The organism is Enterococcus sp. DIV0358, from assembly GCF_051713465.1.
In the GTDB taxonomy this organism is placed as follows: Bacteria; Bacillota; Bacilli; order Lactobacillales; family Enterococcaceae; genus Enterococcus; species Enterococcus faecalis.
The window spans coordinates 834,055-850,604 of the sequence record NZ_JBIOPX010000001.1 but is presented as its reverse complement, the minus strand read 5'-3'; the positions used below and the strand labels follow the sequence as shown (position 1 = coordinate 850,604).

Annotated in this window: 6 protein-coding genes, 1 tRNA gene and 7 pseudogenes; 6 read left to right on the top strand and 8 right to left on the bottom strand. The window is 31.1% G+C overall.

Features of this window, described 5'->3' with window-relative positions:
- Positions 1–8: 8 nt before the first annotated feature.
- The 4 genes and pseudogenes from IGK70_RS04230 to IGK70_RS04215 form a co-directional block, all read right to left on the bottom strand.
- A complete protein-coding gene (locus IGK70_RS04230) occupies positions 9–461 on the bottom strand; it encodes an Abi family protein (RefSeq protein ID WP_010712176.1) in 453 nt (150 codons plus the stop codon).
- Positions 462–613: 152 nt separating this feature from the next.
- A tRNA-Ile gene (locus tag IGK70_RS04225) sits at positions 614–687 on the bottom strand.
- Between the two features lie 1,213 nt (positions 688–1,900).
- A pseudogene (locus IGK70_RS04220) lies at positions 1,901–2,230 on the bottom strand (hypothetical protein).
- Between the two features lie 121 nt (positions 2,231–2,351).
- A pseudogene (locus IGK70_RS04215) lies at positions 2,352–2,694 on the bottom strand (hypothetical protein).
- 428 nt (positions 2,695–3,122) lie between these two features.
- Here IGK70_RS04215 and IGK70_RS04210 point away from each other — a divergent pair.
- Positions 3,123–4,150: pseudogene (locus IGK70_RS04210) on the top strand (ISL3 family transposase); the annotation flags it as partial.
- A gap of 123 nt (positions 4,151–4,273) precedes the next feature.
- Positions 4,274–4,976: pseudogene (locus IGK70_RS04205) on the top strand (IS5/IS1182 family transposase); the annotation flags it as partial.
- Positions 4,977–5,072: 96 nt separating this feature from the next.
- Here the strand turns inward: IGK70_RS04205 and IGK70_RS04200 are convergent.
- On the bottom strand, positions 5,073–8,408 hold the full coding sequence (locus IGK70_RS04200) for a putative mucin/carbohydrate-binding domain-containing protein (RefSeq protein ID WP_438775184.1): 3,336 nt from the start codon (positions 8,406–8,408) through the stop codon (positions 5,073–5,075).
- Between the two features lie 525 nt (positions 8,409–8,933).
- Between IGK70_RS04200 and IGK70_RS04195 the strand changes: the two genes are divergently transcribed.
- The 4 genes and pseudogenes from IGK70_RS04195 to tnpA all read left to right on the top strand — a co-directional run.
- Positions 8,934–9,938: a hypothetical protein gene (locus tag IGK70_RS04195; RefSeq protein WP_220421759.1), complete on the top strand. Its 1,005-nt coding sequence runs from the start codon at positions 8,934–8,936 to the stop codon at positions 9,936–9,938.
- A complete protein-coding gene (locus IGK70_RS04190; protein ID WP_010819878.1) occupies positions 9,884–10,450 on the top strand; it encodes a Rib/alpha-like domain-containing protein in 567 nt (188 codons plus the stop codon). The genes IGK70_RS04195 and IGK70_RS04190 overlap by 55 nt, the downstream gene beginning before the upstream one ends.
- A gap of 1,453 nt (positions 10,451–11,903) precedes the next feature.
- A pseudogene (locus IGK70_RS04185) lies at positions 11,904–12,218 on the top strand (transposase); the annotation flags it as partial.
- A 15-nt stretch (positions 12,219–12,233) separates the two neighbouring features.
- Positions 12,234–12,506 (top strand): annotated as a pseudogene (tnpA, locus tag IGK70_RS04180) (IS200/IS605 family transposase); the annotation flags it as partial.
- 122 nt (positions 12,507–12,628) lie between these two features.
- Here tnpA and IGK70_RS04175 read toward each other — a convergent pair.
- From IGK70_RS04175 to IGK70_RS04165, 3 genes and pseudogenes are all read right to left on the bottom strand, one after another.
- Positions 12,629–12,754 (bottom strand): hypothetical protein, encoded by a 126-nt coding sequence (locus IGK70_RS04175; RefSeq protein WP_256856975.1) that lies wholly within the window; start codon positions 12,752–12,754, stop codon positions 12,629–12,631.
- A 329-nt stretch (positions 12,755–13,083) separates the two neighbouring features.
- Positions 13,084–14,859: pseudogene (locus tag IGK70_RS04170) on the bottom strand (glycoside hydrolase family 35 protein).
- 77 nt (positions 14,860–14,936) lie between these two features.
- On the bottom strand, positions 14,937–16,295 hold the full coding sequence (locus tag IGK70_RS04165) for a PTS sugar transporter subunit IIC (RefSeq protein ID WP_374758014.1): 1,359 nt from the start codon (positions 16,293–16,295) through the stop codon (positions 14,937–14,939).
- Positions 16,296–16,550 lie beyond the last annotated feature (255 nt).

Here is a 16,550-nt window from a genome sequence, read left to right as displayed (position 1 = left end):
ATAATGTTTTATTGAATTAGTATGCTTTTTATTTTTTCTCTTTGTATTATTTTAGATAAATTAGCAATATTTTTTAAAACATTGTCCAATTCACTAGATTGTTTTGAATAACAATCTGCATTTAAATAAGCATTTTTATCAGGAAAACGTTCAGCAAATCTATACGATATAATCGTTTTAAGATTGTTTTCGAACATTAATAGATACTTAAATATATGATTCCTAAAATCTCTATCTAAAGAATATAAACGGTAAATTTCATTAAAATTAGTATTTTTAATGAATTTTTCAGAATCTTCAGACTCTCTATCTATGAATATATCCTTGTACCCATTAATAACATTATAATAGTTCTCTCTAAGCAAAATTGACTTTGTTACTTCATCGTCAGAAATAACTAGACCTCTATTTCTTAATATGATAATCTGCTCATCTAGGGTCTTAAATGGTTTTTTATTCATATTTCCCACCTATACAAAAATACCACAACCGCATTCCGACGATCGTGGTTTAATCTTCTAAAAACATAATATCAAAAAATCAATCTACACGCAATGCTAAATTTACTTTTTTTATTCTACTACATCATTAAGTTACAGAAGTAATTTTCAAATGGATCATACAGGACTCGAACCTGTGACCGAACGGTTATGAGCCGTTTGCTCTAACCAGCTGAGCTAATGGTCCAAGTAATAACTAGCTTATTGGGGATAAAATAGTTCTTACTAGTTATAGCTTAATATATAATAATTTTACTTTACTGATTTTCAATTTTCAACAAAAAAACGACCACCTTATTGAGAAAAGGTGGTCTGCGTGAAAAAATAAGAGTTTAAATATGTATAAATATTTTACAATATCTGTTTTTTGAGTTCAATATTTTTATGTAAAAAAGCCGCCTCATTGGGGTAAGGCGACAAGAGGTAGTAATAAAATGAAAAATAAAATTGTTTGGTAAAGATATTTTACCGCTTTCTTTTTTAAATTTCAAGTTTTCATTTTACAAAACAATTGTATTTTATTTATAATTCGAATATACAATTATAAATAAACACCTACTAAACATACACAACTTGGGGAAGTATTGTGCGTCTTCAGTAGGTGTTTTCTATATACACAAGATAATTTCGTTTTAACTACTATGATAAATTCGAACAATCAACCGAATGATTACGAACCATTTGCTCTAACTAGCTAACAATTTTTAAATAAAAATAACAGATCCTTTAACAAGTAAAGAATCTGTTTAGAAAAAAGAGTATGCCATAAATCCTTGTCTTAAGTTTAACACAAAGACCCTAATCTAAACTAGAGTCTTTTTATTGATACATCAATAATAGTTTCTCATAACTAATTACTGTTTTTTTCTTTTTTGTTTTTTGGCTTAAAGCTGTCTATTACATCTGTTAATAGTCCTACATAATGTAATTCTATATCTGCAGAACTATAATAATAATAATTCTTCACACGAAAATTATTTGCAATGATCCCAGCTAATCTGTAAATCACTTTATCTATAACCTTTTCTTGCCTTTGATATTGCTGATAATGAAATACTTCTTCCTAAATGATGTTGGCTAGCATCATTTACTAGTGTTAGCAACCATTGAATTTTGTATTTTTTTCATCCATTTGTATTCTCCTAAGCCATCTTATAATTTTAAATTGAACCATCAGCTATTTTTCTTGGAAAACCACACACCATTCCTTCCAACGCACGTTCCATTTTCATTTATTTTTCAGTTCTTTCTTTTTTACTTTTATGGTATAACTTTTTCCAATCGATCTTTTTAGTCATATTTTACGTCCTCTCTTCTATTAGTGTTTTTCCTATTTATACGAACAGTACTAAAAGCAAATATTCCTATAATCTTTTAAATCTTCCTGTGCTTTGTTAAATTCATCCTTTTTGAATCTTCCGTATAATTTTTTTATTGTTTTTGATCAATGTATCAATCATGTTTTGCGTGATTGTATCCGAAATATATCCTTACTTAATAAACAGCAGTTTTTTAAGGTTTTCTCTATACTTGTTGATTAATTTAACCTTATTTTTATCCACTTAATCCCCAGACTGAGAGTGAAACACTTTTTCCTTTATGCAACACTCTTTTCTAACTACACTAAGAGCAATCGTTAATTCAGACGTACTGAACGATTCAAGTTCTTTTATCTTTGTATATCGGTAAAAGAAAGGATCTTCTATTATACTTAATTCACATATTTCCATGCTTATTTTCACTTTTCTTATATTTTCAATTCATAAAGTTTCTGCTAAGTTAAAAATCCCAACTGATACCATAAATATGTATAGGGATGCCTATTAATAGATAAAAATGTACCATTCTAAATTATGAAAATGCAGGCTCGATTGTATTTACTACGAACACATAATTATTTATAAGATTCTAAATATCGGTGACAATAGAGCCTATCATTTGTTTCTCGCGCAACATAGAACAAAGACAAGAATCTTTGACCAGCCGTTGTTTTATTTTCAGTAACATAGTACACTAGGATTTTGGCCGTCTTTATGATTGCCTTTATTTCTTCAGTGACCAAAACATTTCATCTTGAAAGTAATTACTAGCGTAATAAAATTTCCCTGTTTCCATAAACTCATCAATGACAGAATTTTATAAGTCGATAAGCATCATTCTATATTACGCTTCTTTTTAAAGCTTTCTTGGCTATTTCCGTATTACTTAATCTTCTCTTTTTATTCCTCCAAAAGCAATATTTTTAATTCGTTACTATTAAATAACATTCTATGAATTGAAATGAATCCTTGCCACAACCTCCATCGTTATGATAGGATACCGTTGAATATTTTTCTAATGTACGATATACTTATCCATGACTATAAATAGTTACCGCTCTGAAAATCTTTTGTTAGCCGGAAAAGGTTTCTTTTTTATATTGAAAAAAATTTGCTCTATACTTTCTGATGTTGGTATTTTTACCAACATCTTTTTGATTCACAAAAAAGACATCTTGAAATCCTATATAATTAAAATCGCTTATCTATTCTAAGGAGGACTCAAGATATCCTAATACTGAGTTTATCAAAGAAACCTTAAATATACTATATCTAAATGTTACCTTTGAAGGAAATGAGAAACGTTCGCTTGTTGCTTAATGAAGTCACAGAATTCAAAACATATCTGGAATTGAGAAAAAACGGTTTAAATGTCATACCTGTCAACGAACTTTTGTTGCGGATATAAGTATTGTAGAAAAGCATTATTTCATTAATCAATCTGTCAAATGAGCCATTGCTACACGGTTGAAAGAAAATACTTTCATGACAGGAATTGCTCGTAAAAAAATGTTTCTGTGTATCGTATACTGAAACGCTTTTATCAACCGTTGAATCCTTTAAAGCAATCTTACCAACGGTTCTTCACTTTGATTAATTTAAATCCGTTCGTCAGGTTTTGGTGCCATGAATTTTATCATTTTAAATGGGCAAACAAGAAAATTATTTGATAGTGTTGAAAACAGACAACTCCTTTATTTAGAACGTTATTTTAATCGTTTTCCACTGTCTGTGCGGGAAAACGTCTAATTTATTGTCATTGACATGTATGTACCTTACGTTTCTCTAGTAAAAAACGCTTTCCTAAGGCGAAGCTCATCATTGATCACTTACATATCGTTCAACAGATAGGTCAGACTTTTCGAAACCATCGAATCACTTGGACAAACCACCTATTAAAAAGTTCAAGTTTAGCTTAAAAGCAAATCAAAAAATATTAGAAGCTATTACAAAAAAATTAAAAAAATTGGATAGTTTAAACCGCCGTTGGCGTCCTTCGTTTAAAACTTATCTAACCAAAACAGAGTTTGTGGATAGTCGGTTTTCCTATGGCGTTGAGTTAGCACAAGGTTACACGTTGTACCAATACTTTTTGTATGCCATTCATAAACGAAAACAAACGTATTTTGATGCTTTGCTTGCGTAAAGTTTTTCTCACTTGCCAACTACTTATCAAACCACTTTACGAACCTTTAAAAATACCAAAAACAGATTCGTTATGCTTTAAATTATTCTTATTCGAATAGACAATTAGAGTGTCCAAATAATCATATCAAAGTGTTAAAGCGGAATGCCTATGGTTTTTGCAACCTTTATAATTTCAAATTGTAGATTTTCGTTCAACAATGACAAGCTATACAGACCAAGTAAAAAAATCCAGAGGATTTTCTCCTCTGGACTCGACATGATTACATAATTTCTCTTTACTAACATTATTTGACAAAGAGCCGAAAAAAGAAGATCCTACGTAAAATTCAAACGGGTTATCTAGCAAAAAATATATAGAACCTATAATTGCCTTTTTCAGGAACGCAATAGTCAACTAAATCCTTACTACAATTTGCAAATCTCAACAGAAAATCAATATGCACTAGCGTATGACCTAGTTCTAAATACAACTGACAAAAAAATAAATCCGTTTTTAAACAGTCTTTTGGAATCACATAATGAATCACCTAAATATATTATAGCGGGGATGCAAGCTATGAACGTGGAGAAAATTATATGTATATAAATGATATCTCGCAAAAAATACCGTTAATTCTTTATGCTAGTTATCATAAAGAAAATAAAAATATCTATAAAAACAGTCCTTTTATAGTTGATAACTGAGGCTATTTTGAAGAATACCTATATATTTGGCCTGCCCAACGGGCAGTTCCCTTCAACCGATATAGTTGAAGCAAAATGTAAAAATAAGCTTTTAGAGGAAAAAATAGGTTCGATTTATCGGAGACGGGAAATCGACGTCGAACCCGTTTTTTACCATCTAAAAGCTTATTTTACCGTTCCAACGTTTCTCCACTTCCGAGGGAAACAAGATGCCAAGATTGATATTAGCTTGATACTCATTTCCTTAATTTTAAGAAAATTAAGGAAATGTATGGAGAAAAAGCAATGTCAAAAAGAGAAAGGACTATTATCCTACTCTCTTTGATACTATTCTATAATTTCTCTTTACCAATATTGTTTAATCTTACACAAATTATCAACCTTATTGATACAAAATATGATTTTGACCAATTGTTAGCATTTATTTTTTTACATATATATTAGAAATAATATCCTCAGAAATAACTGGGTAATCTTTTAAAGATTTATTCATATCTTGCTTAACTTCATTGTATAGATTGGTATCAAAAGATTCGGACAATAACAACAACTTATCATTCCACGCATGATAATTTAGTGGTTCTACCTTTAATGATTCATTTAAAAGTTTCAATTTATCAGAATTATTTGTCTTTATTGCTGATTCATATCTAAAATATTCAGATTTTCTATATTCATCAATATGAGAAGAAAAATAGTTATTGATCTGTATATAAGGAAGTGTAGAATTATAGTTGCCACAACCCTTCCATCCATAAACATCGTATCCGAGTTGATAATTATGATCGCTGTTTAAAAATATATATGCACAATGTCCTGGTTGCCCAACAGGAAAAGCTGGCACACCATATGCTTGTGCTAAAACGCAACTAAGCTTGGACATAGCTCCACAAACTCCACCATATTTAATAACTTCTTTTATAGTTGGATTAGGTCCGTAAAAATTTCCACTCTGAACGCTTACTCCAGTTTCAGGATTTTTCATAACATATTTAATTAGAGTATAGCCTCTTGTAATTCCTGATCTAGTTAACATATCTGGTTTATTTTGCTTCACATAATTTCTTAACCAGTTCATATCATCATCAGTTATTTTAGCATTTACTACATTTCTTGTTTCCTGTACAGTTAAACTTGCAAAATCTTCAAAAAGAAATCCTTGTTTAAGAGCATCTTCATAATTTAAGTATCTTTTGATTGGATCAATTTTCAGAGAAGAATTATACCAAGCACTTACTTCTTTGTTAAACTCCATAGCAACACTAATAGCAATTTTTAAATTAGTTCCCTGATGTGACTTATCAGATTTACTCCATATTTTAAACCATAATTCAAAAAATTCTTTTTCATTTTCTAAATTATATGGATTTTTAAATTGGTATGAAGACATTCCTCCTTGATTAGATGTTGTTGCATAACCTGCATCTAAGTATAATTGCATAGCTTCAAAATTTCCATATAGCCAATTTAAAAATGCTTTGTGCCTATCATCTATTTTTATAAAGCTATTCAAATATTCTTTTGTCAGTCTCGTTTCAATATTTTTTTGAAGTGTTGTATTCATTTTTTCATTGAATAAAAAAACTTTAGATAATCCTTGTTTCCCAATTCGGATCTCTACCATTTTCTCAGATAACTCAATTGGTTTTACTATATTATTATCATCATAACTTTTCACTCTAGAGCTATGCTCAGATCCAGTTAAACGTATTTTATAGCCTATTTCAAAAGGAACTTTTTCTGTTTCAGCCTCTAATTGTTTATTCCCTATAAAATCCTTAGTGTAAATAACTTTATCTTGCAAATCCAAAACTTCGATTTTCTCATAAGAACTAGTAAAATACTGATGTGGCTTCACATTATTAGTAACCAGTGTCAAATTCATAGCATTATAATCTATCTTTAACGTCGCATACTCCGAGTTACCTAATCCTAAAAAATGTAAAATTCGATTTTTATCATTTATTCTTTCTAACTTCCCATTTCTCACCATATACATATATGGATTAGTTTCATTTTGTTTCAATTGATCGTTATGATTTGTTACAAATCGACTAGGTTCTGTTTTATTAATTACTAAATAATAGCCTTCTTTTAGATCTAATGCCTCAGACTGTGCCTGCTGCAATTGATTTCCTATATATTTTTTACTATAGACTGTATTTTTCCTATTATCCATAACTGTAATTGTCGCATATTCTTTATCAATATAGGAATGCGGTTTCACTGGTTTAGTAATTAATCTACAGCTGTAGCTTTTATCAGCATAAAAATATAGTTGTGCAAACGTTGAATCACCTAATCCTTTAAAAGTAAATTCCTGTAATAAATCCGTAGCTCGAGATAGTAATGTAAGTATTTCTTCTTTTTGAGGATCAGTTGAATTCCCTACTTTTTCTTTTAATTTATCAATCTTTTCTTGTGTCACATCTTCTGATAGTTTTGTACATTCAGAATCAGAAAATAAGGTCATTATCTCTGACTCTAAATCAGAACCATATTTTGATTTCATAACCTCAAGATTATCTAATTGGATTTTAAGTGTTGCTTGATCTTTGGGCAAATCCATAGCAACTTCATCATTATATTCATCATAACTTTTCACTCTAGAGCTATGCTCAGATCCAGTTAAACGTATTTTATAGCCTATTTCAAAAGGAACTTTTTCTGTTTCAGCCTCTAATTGTTTATTCCCTATAAAATCCTTAGTGTAAATAACTTTATCTTGCAAATCCAAAACTTCGATTTTCTCATAAGAACTAGTAAAATACTGATGTGGCTTCACATTATTAGTAACCAGTGTCAAATTCATAGCATTATAATCTATCTTTAACGTCGCATACTCCGAGTTACCTAATCCTAAAAAATGTAAAATTCGATTTTTATCATTTATTCTTTCTAACTCCCCATTTCTCACCATATACATATATGGATTAGTTTCATTTTGTTTCAATTGATCGTTATGATTTGTTACAAATCGACTAGGTTCTGTTTTATTAATTACTAAATAATAGCCTTCTTTTAGATCTAATGCCTCAGACTGTGCCTGCTGCAATTGATTTCCTATATATTTTTTACTATAGACTGTATTTTTCCTATTATCCATAACTGTAATTGTCGCATATTCTTTATCAATATAGGAATGCGGTTTCACTGGTTTAGTAATTAATCTACAGCTGTAGCTTTTATCAGCATAAAAATATAGTTGTGCAAACGTTGAATCACCTAATCCTTTAAAAGTAAATTCCTGTAATAAATCCGTAGCTCGAGATAGTAATGTAAGTATTTCTTCTTTTTGAGGATCAGTTGAATTCCCTACTTTTTCTTTTAATTTATCAATCTTTTCTTGTGTCACATCTTCTGATAGTTTTGTACATTGAACATCCGAAAATAGTGACATTATCTTAATCTTTAATTGCTCTTTTTGAGAAGTAACTGAAGAATCATCAGAAGCATCATCTTGCTTATTTTCTCCTAAATTTTTAGTATCTTCTTTATTATTTCTTGGTTCACTTGTTTCTGTAGTATCTGTTTCTGTCGATGATGAACTAGTAATAGCTTCTTGAACAGTATTACTACTAAATACAGATTCACTGCTAGAAACTGATTTTCTTGAAGAAGAATCGACATATGTTATACTATTATTCTTTTCTGTTACTTCTTTATTACTCTCAGCATCTGCATAAGAAATAGTAGATATTGAACTGAATCCAAGGGATACTCCCAAACATATATATAGTATTTTTTTTGATTTCATAAATAATTCCTCCTTTAATTTATTGTAAAACAATATAAAAAACAATGTGTAATAGTATATCCATTTGTTTTTTATACTAATTTTCTTACTACTTCCCTTAAATTAAATGATCCCTATCCCCCTTCTATTCTTTATTAAAAAGTAAGTAGGAAAACATAATAACGCTTTATATTTATATATCGAAAATAATTATAATATTAAAAAAGGTAAAGAGCAATATTTTTTTAATGCAAAAAAAATACTTTCACACCATATTTATGTTTATATATCCTCGTACTATCTCGTTAAATTAACTTTATTGTATCAATACTTTTACTTAATTTTTTATAATCAATGTACTCATCTATTTTTTTATAATTTAATTTTAAATAAAAAAAACGAATTAAGTTGTTTACAAATAGAAAATAAAAATGTATATTTTATTAGTAGTAAAATGTTATACAAATGCAACACTTTTATCTTTATTTTTAATCTGAAAGGATAGAAGAAAATGAAAAAAGCTATAAAAAAAGTAGGATTTTTTTCTTGTGTGCTACGTATTTATCTGCTGGGGCTACATTCCCTATCACACACAACAATAACGTATTTGCACAAGAAACACGACCACAAAAAGAACTTTACCAAGTAACCGTAACAAATCTTACCAAAAACAAAAATGAAATGATTACAAAGTTTGATATCTTAAACGCTGTTCAAACTACTGCTTTAGGAAAAGTGCCCATTACAAAATCGATTTTGAAAGAATATGAACAAAAACTCCCTTTCACTATTCAAAAAGATGGTTATTATAGTTTCCCTGTCCAAGTTAAATATCAGGATGGAAGTATTACAGAAGTCATTGTTTCAGTGGTAACTCCATATGATCCCCCCACAGCTAAAGAAGAAAATGAATCAGAAAATAATCATGCAAAAGCTTGGGAAACAGCTGCAAACAATCATCCAACAAAAGAACAAGAAATAGCAAATGAAAAAAAATTTTTGAATGTTGCTTTAGAAGACTTACTCACTCTGATTCAAGAAAACCCTAATATTTTTCCCTATACAGAGGAGTCAAAAAACGCTTATACAAATGCTATATCCAATGCTTATGAACCGTATAAAAAAGGAAAGAATATTGTAAGTGCCCCTAGTGCTACATTAGAAGATATAAAAAAAGCAATTGTTGATGTTGAAGTACACAAAACAGCTATAACTTCTGCAAAGCAGGCATTTTTAGAGCGCCAAGCTACCGTACAAGAAATTGAAACTTATCAGACGCTTATATCACAATTAGAAAGCATTCTTTCGACACCAATAAAAACGAGTGATAAAACACCTGAGAATATCTCTGCATATTCAGAAGTAAAAACACGTGCACAATCTTTACTAGATAAAGTAAAACAAATACCAACAAAAAATATATTGTTTAATGAGCTATTAAAACCATTTAAAGAAATTAAAGAAATAAAAGCAGAGTTGGTTCAGCGCAAGACCCTTTGCTCCAATCTACTTCTCAAGCACAACAATATAATCCAAAAGGAAAAGAGTTAAGCATATCACTTAATGATCCAGTTCAACCATTAGATTTTATTCAAAATGCAGAAGCAATCACTAAATTACCTCAAGGGACAACCGTAAACTGGACGTATAGCGAACCAAAAACAGACACAATCTATCAAAAAGCACCTGTTAGTATTACCTTTACGTATCCTGATGGTTCATCTGATACTGTCTCTGCCGCTTTAACTATTCTATCATCAAAACAAACAGAACATACTGGAAATTCCACATTTATTAAGAAAAAAACAAATAATATTTCAAACAAAACTATGAATTCTTCAAAAAAAATAATTAAAGAAGAAAAAACAAAACCACAGGCACTCCCCTCTACACTAGAAAAAACTGCTCAACAAAGAGATCATGTTGACAATAAGAAACATACAGCCATAAAATATCAGCAATTACCTCAAACAGGGGAAAAACAGTACTCTACGCTGCCTTTGGCTGGCGGCATTCTTTTAGTTTTTCTTTTTGGTCTTATCTTAAAAAAGAAACAAAGCTAAATATTTATTTGCGTCTATTTTCTTCTTATTAAATCTGGTATACATCTATTGAAGTCAAACTTAAATAATATTAGCAAAGATAATTCATAGAGCAGCGTCAAATCCAGAGGAGAAAATCCTCTGGATTTTTTATTAATGACTTTAGTCATAGCTTGGAACATAAGTCCTAACGAAAAATCCAGATACAAATCAAATCGATTGGCATCTAGACTATTTTTTAGTATTAAAATAAGAACAGCTTCGCTAAAATAAAAGTAACTAGACCAATAAATTATGAAGTGTTCTCATGTTTAAAAATTATACTACAAATCAAGTCATTCTTTCTCTATATTTTAGTTTTCAGTTAGAAAAAATGATATCGCATTCAATATCGATGAATTAATTGAAAGTATTCCCGAAAAGCATTTCACCCCTTTTCATCATCAAATGGGGCCTTCTTCTTATCATTCGAAACTGATGATGAAGATGATTTTATGCGCCTAGCTACCGAACGATCAAGCGTTTTTGCGTTAATCCTTTAGCAAACGCACTCCTTTAGTAGCACTTTGTCTAGTTCCGTAGTTAATTAGTCAAGGAACAATTAATCGATGAAAAAACCGTTTTTATTGATGGCACAAAAATTGAATCTAATGCTAATAAATATACCTTTGTTTGGAGAAAAAACATTGATGACTTTGACGAAAAGTTCACTGAAAAATCCACCTTTCTTTATGATGAACTGTTGAAAAATACGATTATTCCTGAAATTAAGCACGAGTCCACAAAAAAATATCCTTAACTGAATTAGGTAAGATTAAAGACCACTTCACACATGTTGTCGAAAAATTGACATAGAAAATTGAACAAGAAGAGGATGTGACTACTCGTAAATCAATTAGTTTCATCTGAAAAGTTCCTAAAAAACTATTTCATGACTTTAAAGAAATAAACAGTGCTTATCAAACTCATAGACAGATTTTAGGCTAATGAAATAGTTACTCTGGAACAGATCTAGACGCCACGTTTATGCGCATGAAAGACGACCACATGAAAAATGATCAGTCGAAAGCAGAATACAACCTTCAAATCGTGATCAATAGTCAATATACTTTAGGTTACGACCTTTTCTCAAATCTAACAAATACACAGACACTGCGCCCTTTTTTAACAACTTTAAAGGATTGTTTCTTTTAAATGTCATCCTATACAGATTGTTTTAGAAGAGCATGAGCGAACACTGCTCATCACTGATGCCATGTATCATAAAGAACAAAAGAAAAATTTAAACAAAACCCGTTCCTTCACGCAAACTGGACCTATCAAGAATTAGATGATATGTTTCTTTGTCCTGATGGTCGGAAAATGAGTTTCCGAAATATTTATTCGTACAGATAAATACAGATTTAAACGCTATTTAAAACAGTATAAATGTGAAGACTGTTCAGATTTCCCTGTTTGAAGCCAATGTACGAAAGCGAAAAGTGATAAGAATCGTGAGATTCAAAAAAACATGAACTGGGAATTCTTTAAAGTAACAATTCAACAATTCCTGTCAGAAAAAGAAACAAGGAAAATCTACCGTCAACGAAAAATTGATGTTGAACCAAGTTTCGGCCATTTAAAGGCTCGTTTTGATTTCACTTGCTTCTCTGTTCGAGGAAAACAGCAGACACACAATGAAATTGGGCTTGCGCTAATGGCTGTAAATTTGAGGAAGTATAGGCTAAATAAGTTATCAAACAAGACTAATTCTCCCAATGAACTAAAAAACACACGCACTGCATACTGAGGACTAGCGTTAACGATAAAAGTTTATACTCGTTGGAATTGTAAGTACCACCTTGGATTTACAACAAAATATATAAAAGAAAAGTAATTTATGATCAGTTGAGACAAGATATTAGAAGCATACTAAAAAATTATGTGAGATAAAAGAAGTCGAAATCACTGAAGCTCATACAATACTTGCCCATATCCATATGTTAGTAATTATCCCTTCGAAATTGAGTGTATCTACATTTATTTTTTTTAAGTAAGAAATGCGATAATCATTCATGAACATCAGACAAATTCAAAATGCTATTGAAGTGAAAAATGATTAAAATAAGGTTCCAAATAAGGAAGTTGTTGTTTTTCAACAATATCAAATAATTTTCTTGTTTGCTAATTTAAAATGATAAAACTCACGACCCCAGAGACTTAGCGGACGATTCTAAATTCACTAAATTGAAGAACCATTGGTATAGTTGTTTTAAACGGATTAACTGACTGATGAACATGCTTCATCACACGATAACAGAAAAATGGATGAGCAATTCCTTTCATGAAAGTATTTTCCTTCAATCATGTGCAAGGAGGCTTTTTTGATTCATAAAAAAAATATTGGTATTTTTCCCAACATCAAAAATTATAGAGAAATTTTATAAATCCAATAGATGCTTCTTACTTTGTCAATAATTCAAAAAACTTTCTACAACTTAAATTTAGTTCCTAGACTTAACAGTATTTTTTATTGAAGTACTCCCCATGTCTTATGATTCATCAAATATCAATTTTAAAATCCTGATTTGCAGTTAAACCGCAACACCTTACCAGTACCACGAAAAAAATTTACATTTTTAATAGTATGACTCAAAATAACTTCCATAATCATATTATACTTTTCTGACATTCAGCTGATCACAAAAGACTAATTCTTTGATTTCTATCCCTTCCGTTTCAAAGATCACGATCTCATTTGTACCTTTTTTCAAAAACTCTTTCGGACAATACAAGGAATGGATTGGTCCTCTTTGCTAGTAACGACCTAAGTTGATACCATTGACAATGACCACTCCTTTGCCATAGCTGCGGCAATCGATAAATGTATCCGCAAGTTCAGTCAACGTGAATTCAACTTGATAAAAAGAAGGCTGGACCGGATTTTTACCGTCAGTGTAATCAATTCTTTGGAGTTGTTCTGCGGACAATGTCAATGCATATTGACGATAGCCTTGATGAAAATGGATGTCTTGCATGATCCCCCTACGAATGCCTTTCACTTGTGTAGGTTCATTCAATTTAAAGCCATAATTCACGCGGCCTAAGTTCTCCACTAAAACATCTAGTTCAATTAATTCTTTTTCTGGCATACCATTGATCATCACTTCTTCCCCAAGGGTCTCCTGATATTGAATCGTCTGCAAGCTGCCATCTACAAAAAGATGCAAGCGGTCACTGGCTTCCACTACTTTGAGCTTATTTTCGTGATGATAATTTTTTAGGTTTACTGAATAAAGCATATACCCATAGCTAGGTCCTGCTTCTTCCATCGTTAATGGATACATCGTTTCTTGTGCTGTTGTCATCTGGTCTTTTACCGCCAATAATGAGACGCTGTTTTGTACCGGGAATGTTCCTAAAGAACCAAACGATTTCCAGCGGGGTTCAGCTTGCCACACTTCAGGACACGCTTCTTTAATGGCTCTTTGTACATAGAAATATTTTTCAGTCGGATCTCCAGCTTCCGTCAATAACGCATCGTAATCATAACTAGTTACTTGCGGCAAATCCAACATGCCACGAGCAGAACATCCATTATAAAAGCCAAAATTGGTGCCACCATGAAACATATAGAGATTCAATGAACCCAAGGCTAGCATATCCTTAACTTCATTGGCTAGCTCTTGGCCATCACGCTTAACAATCGGTTCTCCCCACCTGTTGAACCAACCGTCCCAATATTCCATACACATAACCGGCCACTTTTTGTCGTGTTTTACCATAAATTCCTTCATCACTACAGCGTTCTCTTTGGAATGACTCCGAAATTTCCTGTCACGAAAACATCCTCTTCAATCAGTGTACCAGCATCTAGCACTTCTTCCAAGCACCATCTGACGTAAATAACGGAACATCAACGCCGAATTCTTCCATCACCTGTTTCGTTTGCCGCAAATACTCTTTTTCCATACCATAAGAACCATATTCATTTTCGATTTGTATCATGATGACTGGTCCGCCATGTGTCACTTGCAAAGGAACTAATTTTGGTAAAAGCACACTGAAGTAAGTACGAACTTTTGCCATAAATCGAGGATCAGTCGAACGCAATCGCAGATTCTCTTTCAGTAACCAAGCGGGCAGCCCGCCGAATTCCCATTCCACACAAATATAGACGGAGGGCCGCAAAATCACCATCAAGCCAAGTTCTTGCGCCAATGATACAAAAGTAACAATGTCTTTCATTCCCTCAAAGTCATAGACACCTTCCACTGGTTCATGCAGATTCCAAGGAATATAAGTCTCTACAGTATTCGCACCCAGTGCAAATTGTATAAGCTATCTTCCCATTGTGCCGATGTTATGCGAAAATAATGGATTGCTCCACTGATCAATTTAGTTGGTTTTCCATCTATAAAAAATTCTTCTTTTATCTCAAACGTTTGCATCTCTCTTACTCCCTTAATATATCAAAAATGAGGCTTATCATACTTCTACTACACACTAACTACGACTTACTTAAGAATTATCCAATTTTCTTATTTGCCGTTCTAACAAACGGCAAATAAATTAACGTGGCTAAAACTAGATTAATAATTGATAAAATAATTGATTTCCAATCAAATCCTGTCGAAAAGAATCCATATAAGACCGGTGGCATTACCCAAGTTACATTTTGTGTTACTGGAGAAACCCAATCTAAATCTGTTACTAAATAAGCCACACTAGACATTACAGCAGGACATAATAAAAATGGAATAAATAAAATAGGATTTAATACAGTAGGTAATCCATACATTACTGGTTCACCAATATTAAACAAAACAGGCATAATTCCAAGTTTTGCAACTTCTTTATAATGACTATTTTTTGATACCAAAAAAATCGCAATTAATAAACCTAAAGTTGCGTACCAGACAAACGCCCCGTATGATACGCTTGTCCAAACATAAGGAATAGTTTCATTGTTTTGATAAGCTTCTAAATTAGCTAATAGAGCCACTCCAAATACACCTTCCATAATGGGAGCCATAACATTTCCACCATGAATACCGAAAAACCAGAAAAATTGTGTTAAGACTGGCACTAATACCACTGCAAGAAAACTTTGAGATAAGCCTAACATCGGTGTTTGTAATACTTTGTATATCCAATCTATAATTAATAAATCCGTAATTTTAGTTAATGAAAAAGTAAAAATAGCTACTATATACAATGAAACTAGAGCTGGAATTATTGATAAAAATGGTTTAGCAATAGCCGGAGGAACTGTATCAGGTAATTTAATTGTCCAATTTTTATTCATGAGTTTACAAAAAATAATTGAAGATAAAAAACCTATGATTATTGCAGTAAAATAACCATTTGAATTAATTTGAGTACCAGGTAACAATCCTTGTATAGTCACATTTAAACTGCTACCTGTAACTTTTATTCCCTCAACTCCAGCAAATAGTGTTGTTAAGTCAATATTATCATTATTCGATAAATTGTAAGTTGAAGTCATAGAATTACCTATGGAAATAATAAATGAAGACAGTGCGACTAGTCCTGAAGATAAAGTATCAGTTTTATATATTTTGGCAATATTTACTCCTAAACAATAAATAAAGAGCAAAGCTACTATCGAAATGCTACCTTTAAAAACCAAATTATTAATATCCACCCACCATTGGAAGAACGACGTAATCTTTTGTAAATTAAACTGATCAGGAATATCAACCAAAAAAGCATTGATTAACAACGCAATTGAACCTGTCATTACTACAGGCATTGTCCCTATAAATGAATCTCTTAAAGCTACTAAAAATCGTTGATTTCCAATTTTTGTAGCTATAGGTAAAATTTTATTCTGAATTGTATTCATTATTTTCTCACTCATCATATACACTCCTTCAAAAAATTATAGACTATAATTTTTTGACAATTTGAACATGATAATTTATACTTAAAACATGGTATTTTATTCATAATTAGTTCTATAATCGTCTAATAAAATAGAGCGATATAAAGAATTTTCTTCTATTTTGAATATTGGTTTTGTACTATCAAAAGAATTGGATTCTACATCATGAAAATTCAAAATTACACGATTATCCGCTTCTATACTGATACTATGGTTTATTACATTAATTCTATA

Excerpts from the sequence above, each read along its gene's own strand:
- IGK70_RS04175 (WP_256856975.1), bottom strand. The coding sequence starts at position 12,754 with ATGAAAGGAATTGCTCATCCATTTTTCTGTTATCGTGTGATGAAGCAT.
- IGK70_RS04230 (WP_010712176.1), bottom strand. The coding sequence starts at position 461 with ATGAATAAAAAACCATTTAAGACCCTAGATGAGCAGATTATCATATTA.
- IGK70_RS04165 (WP_374758014.1), bottom strand. The coding sequence starts at position 16,295 with ATGATGAGTGAGAAAATAATGAATACAATTCAGAATAAAATTTTACCT.
- IGK70_RS04200 (WP_438775184.1), bottom strand. The coding sequence starts at position 8,408 with ATGAAATCAAAAAAAATACTATATATATGTTTGGGAGTATCCCTTGGA.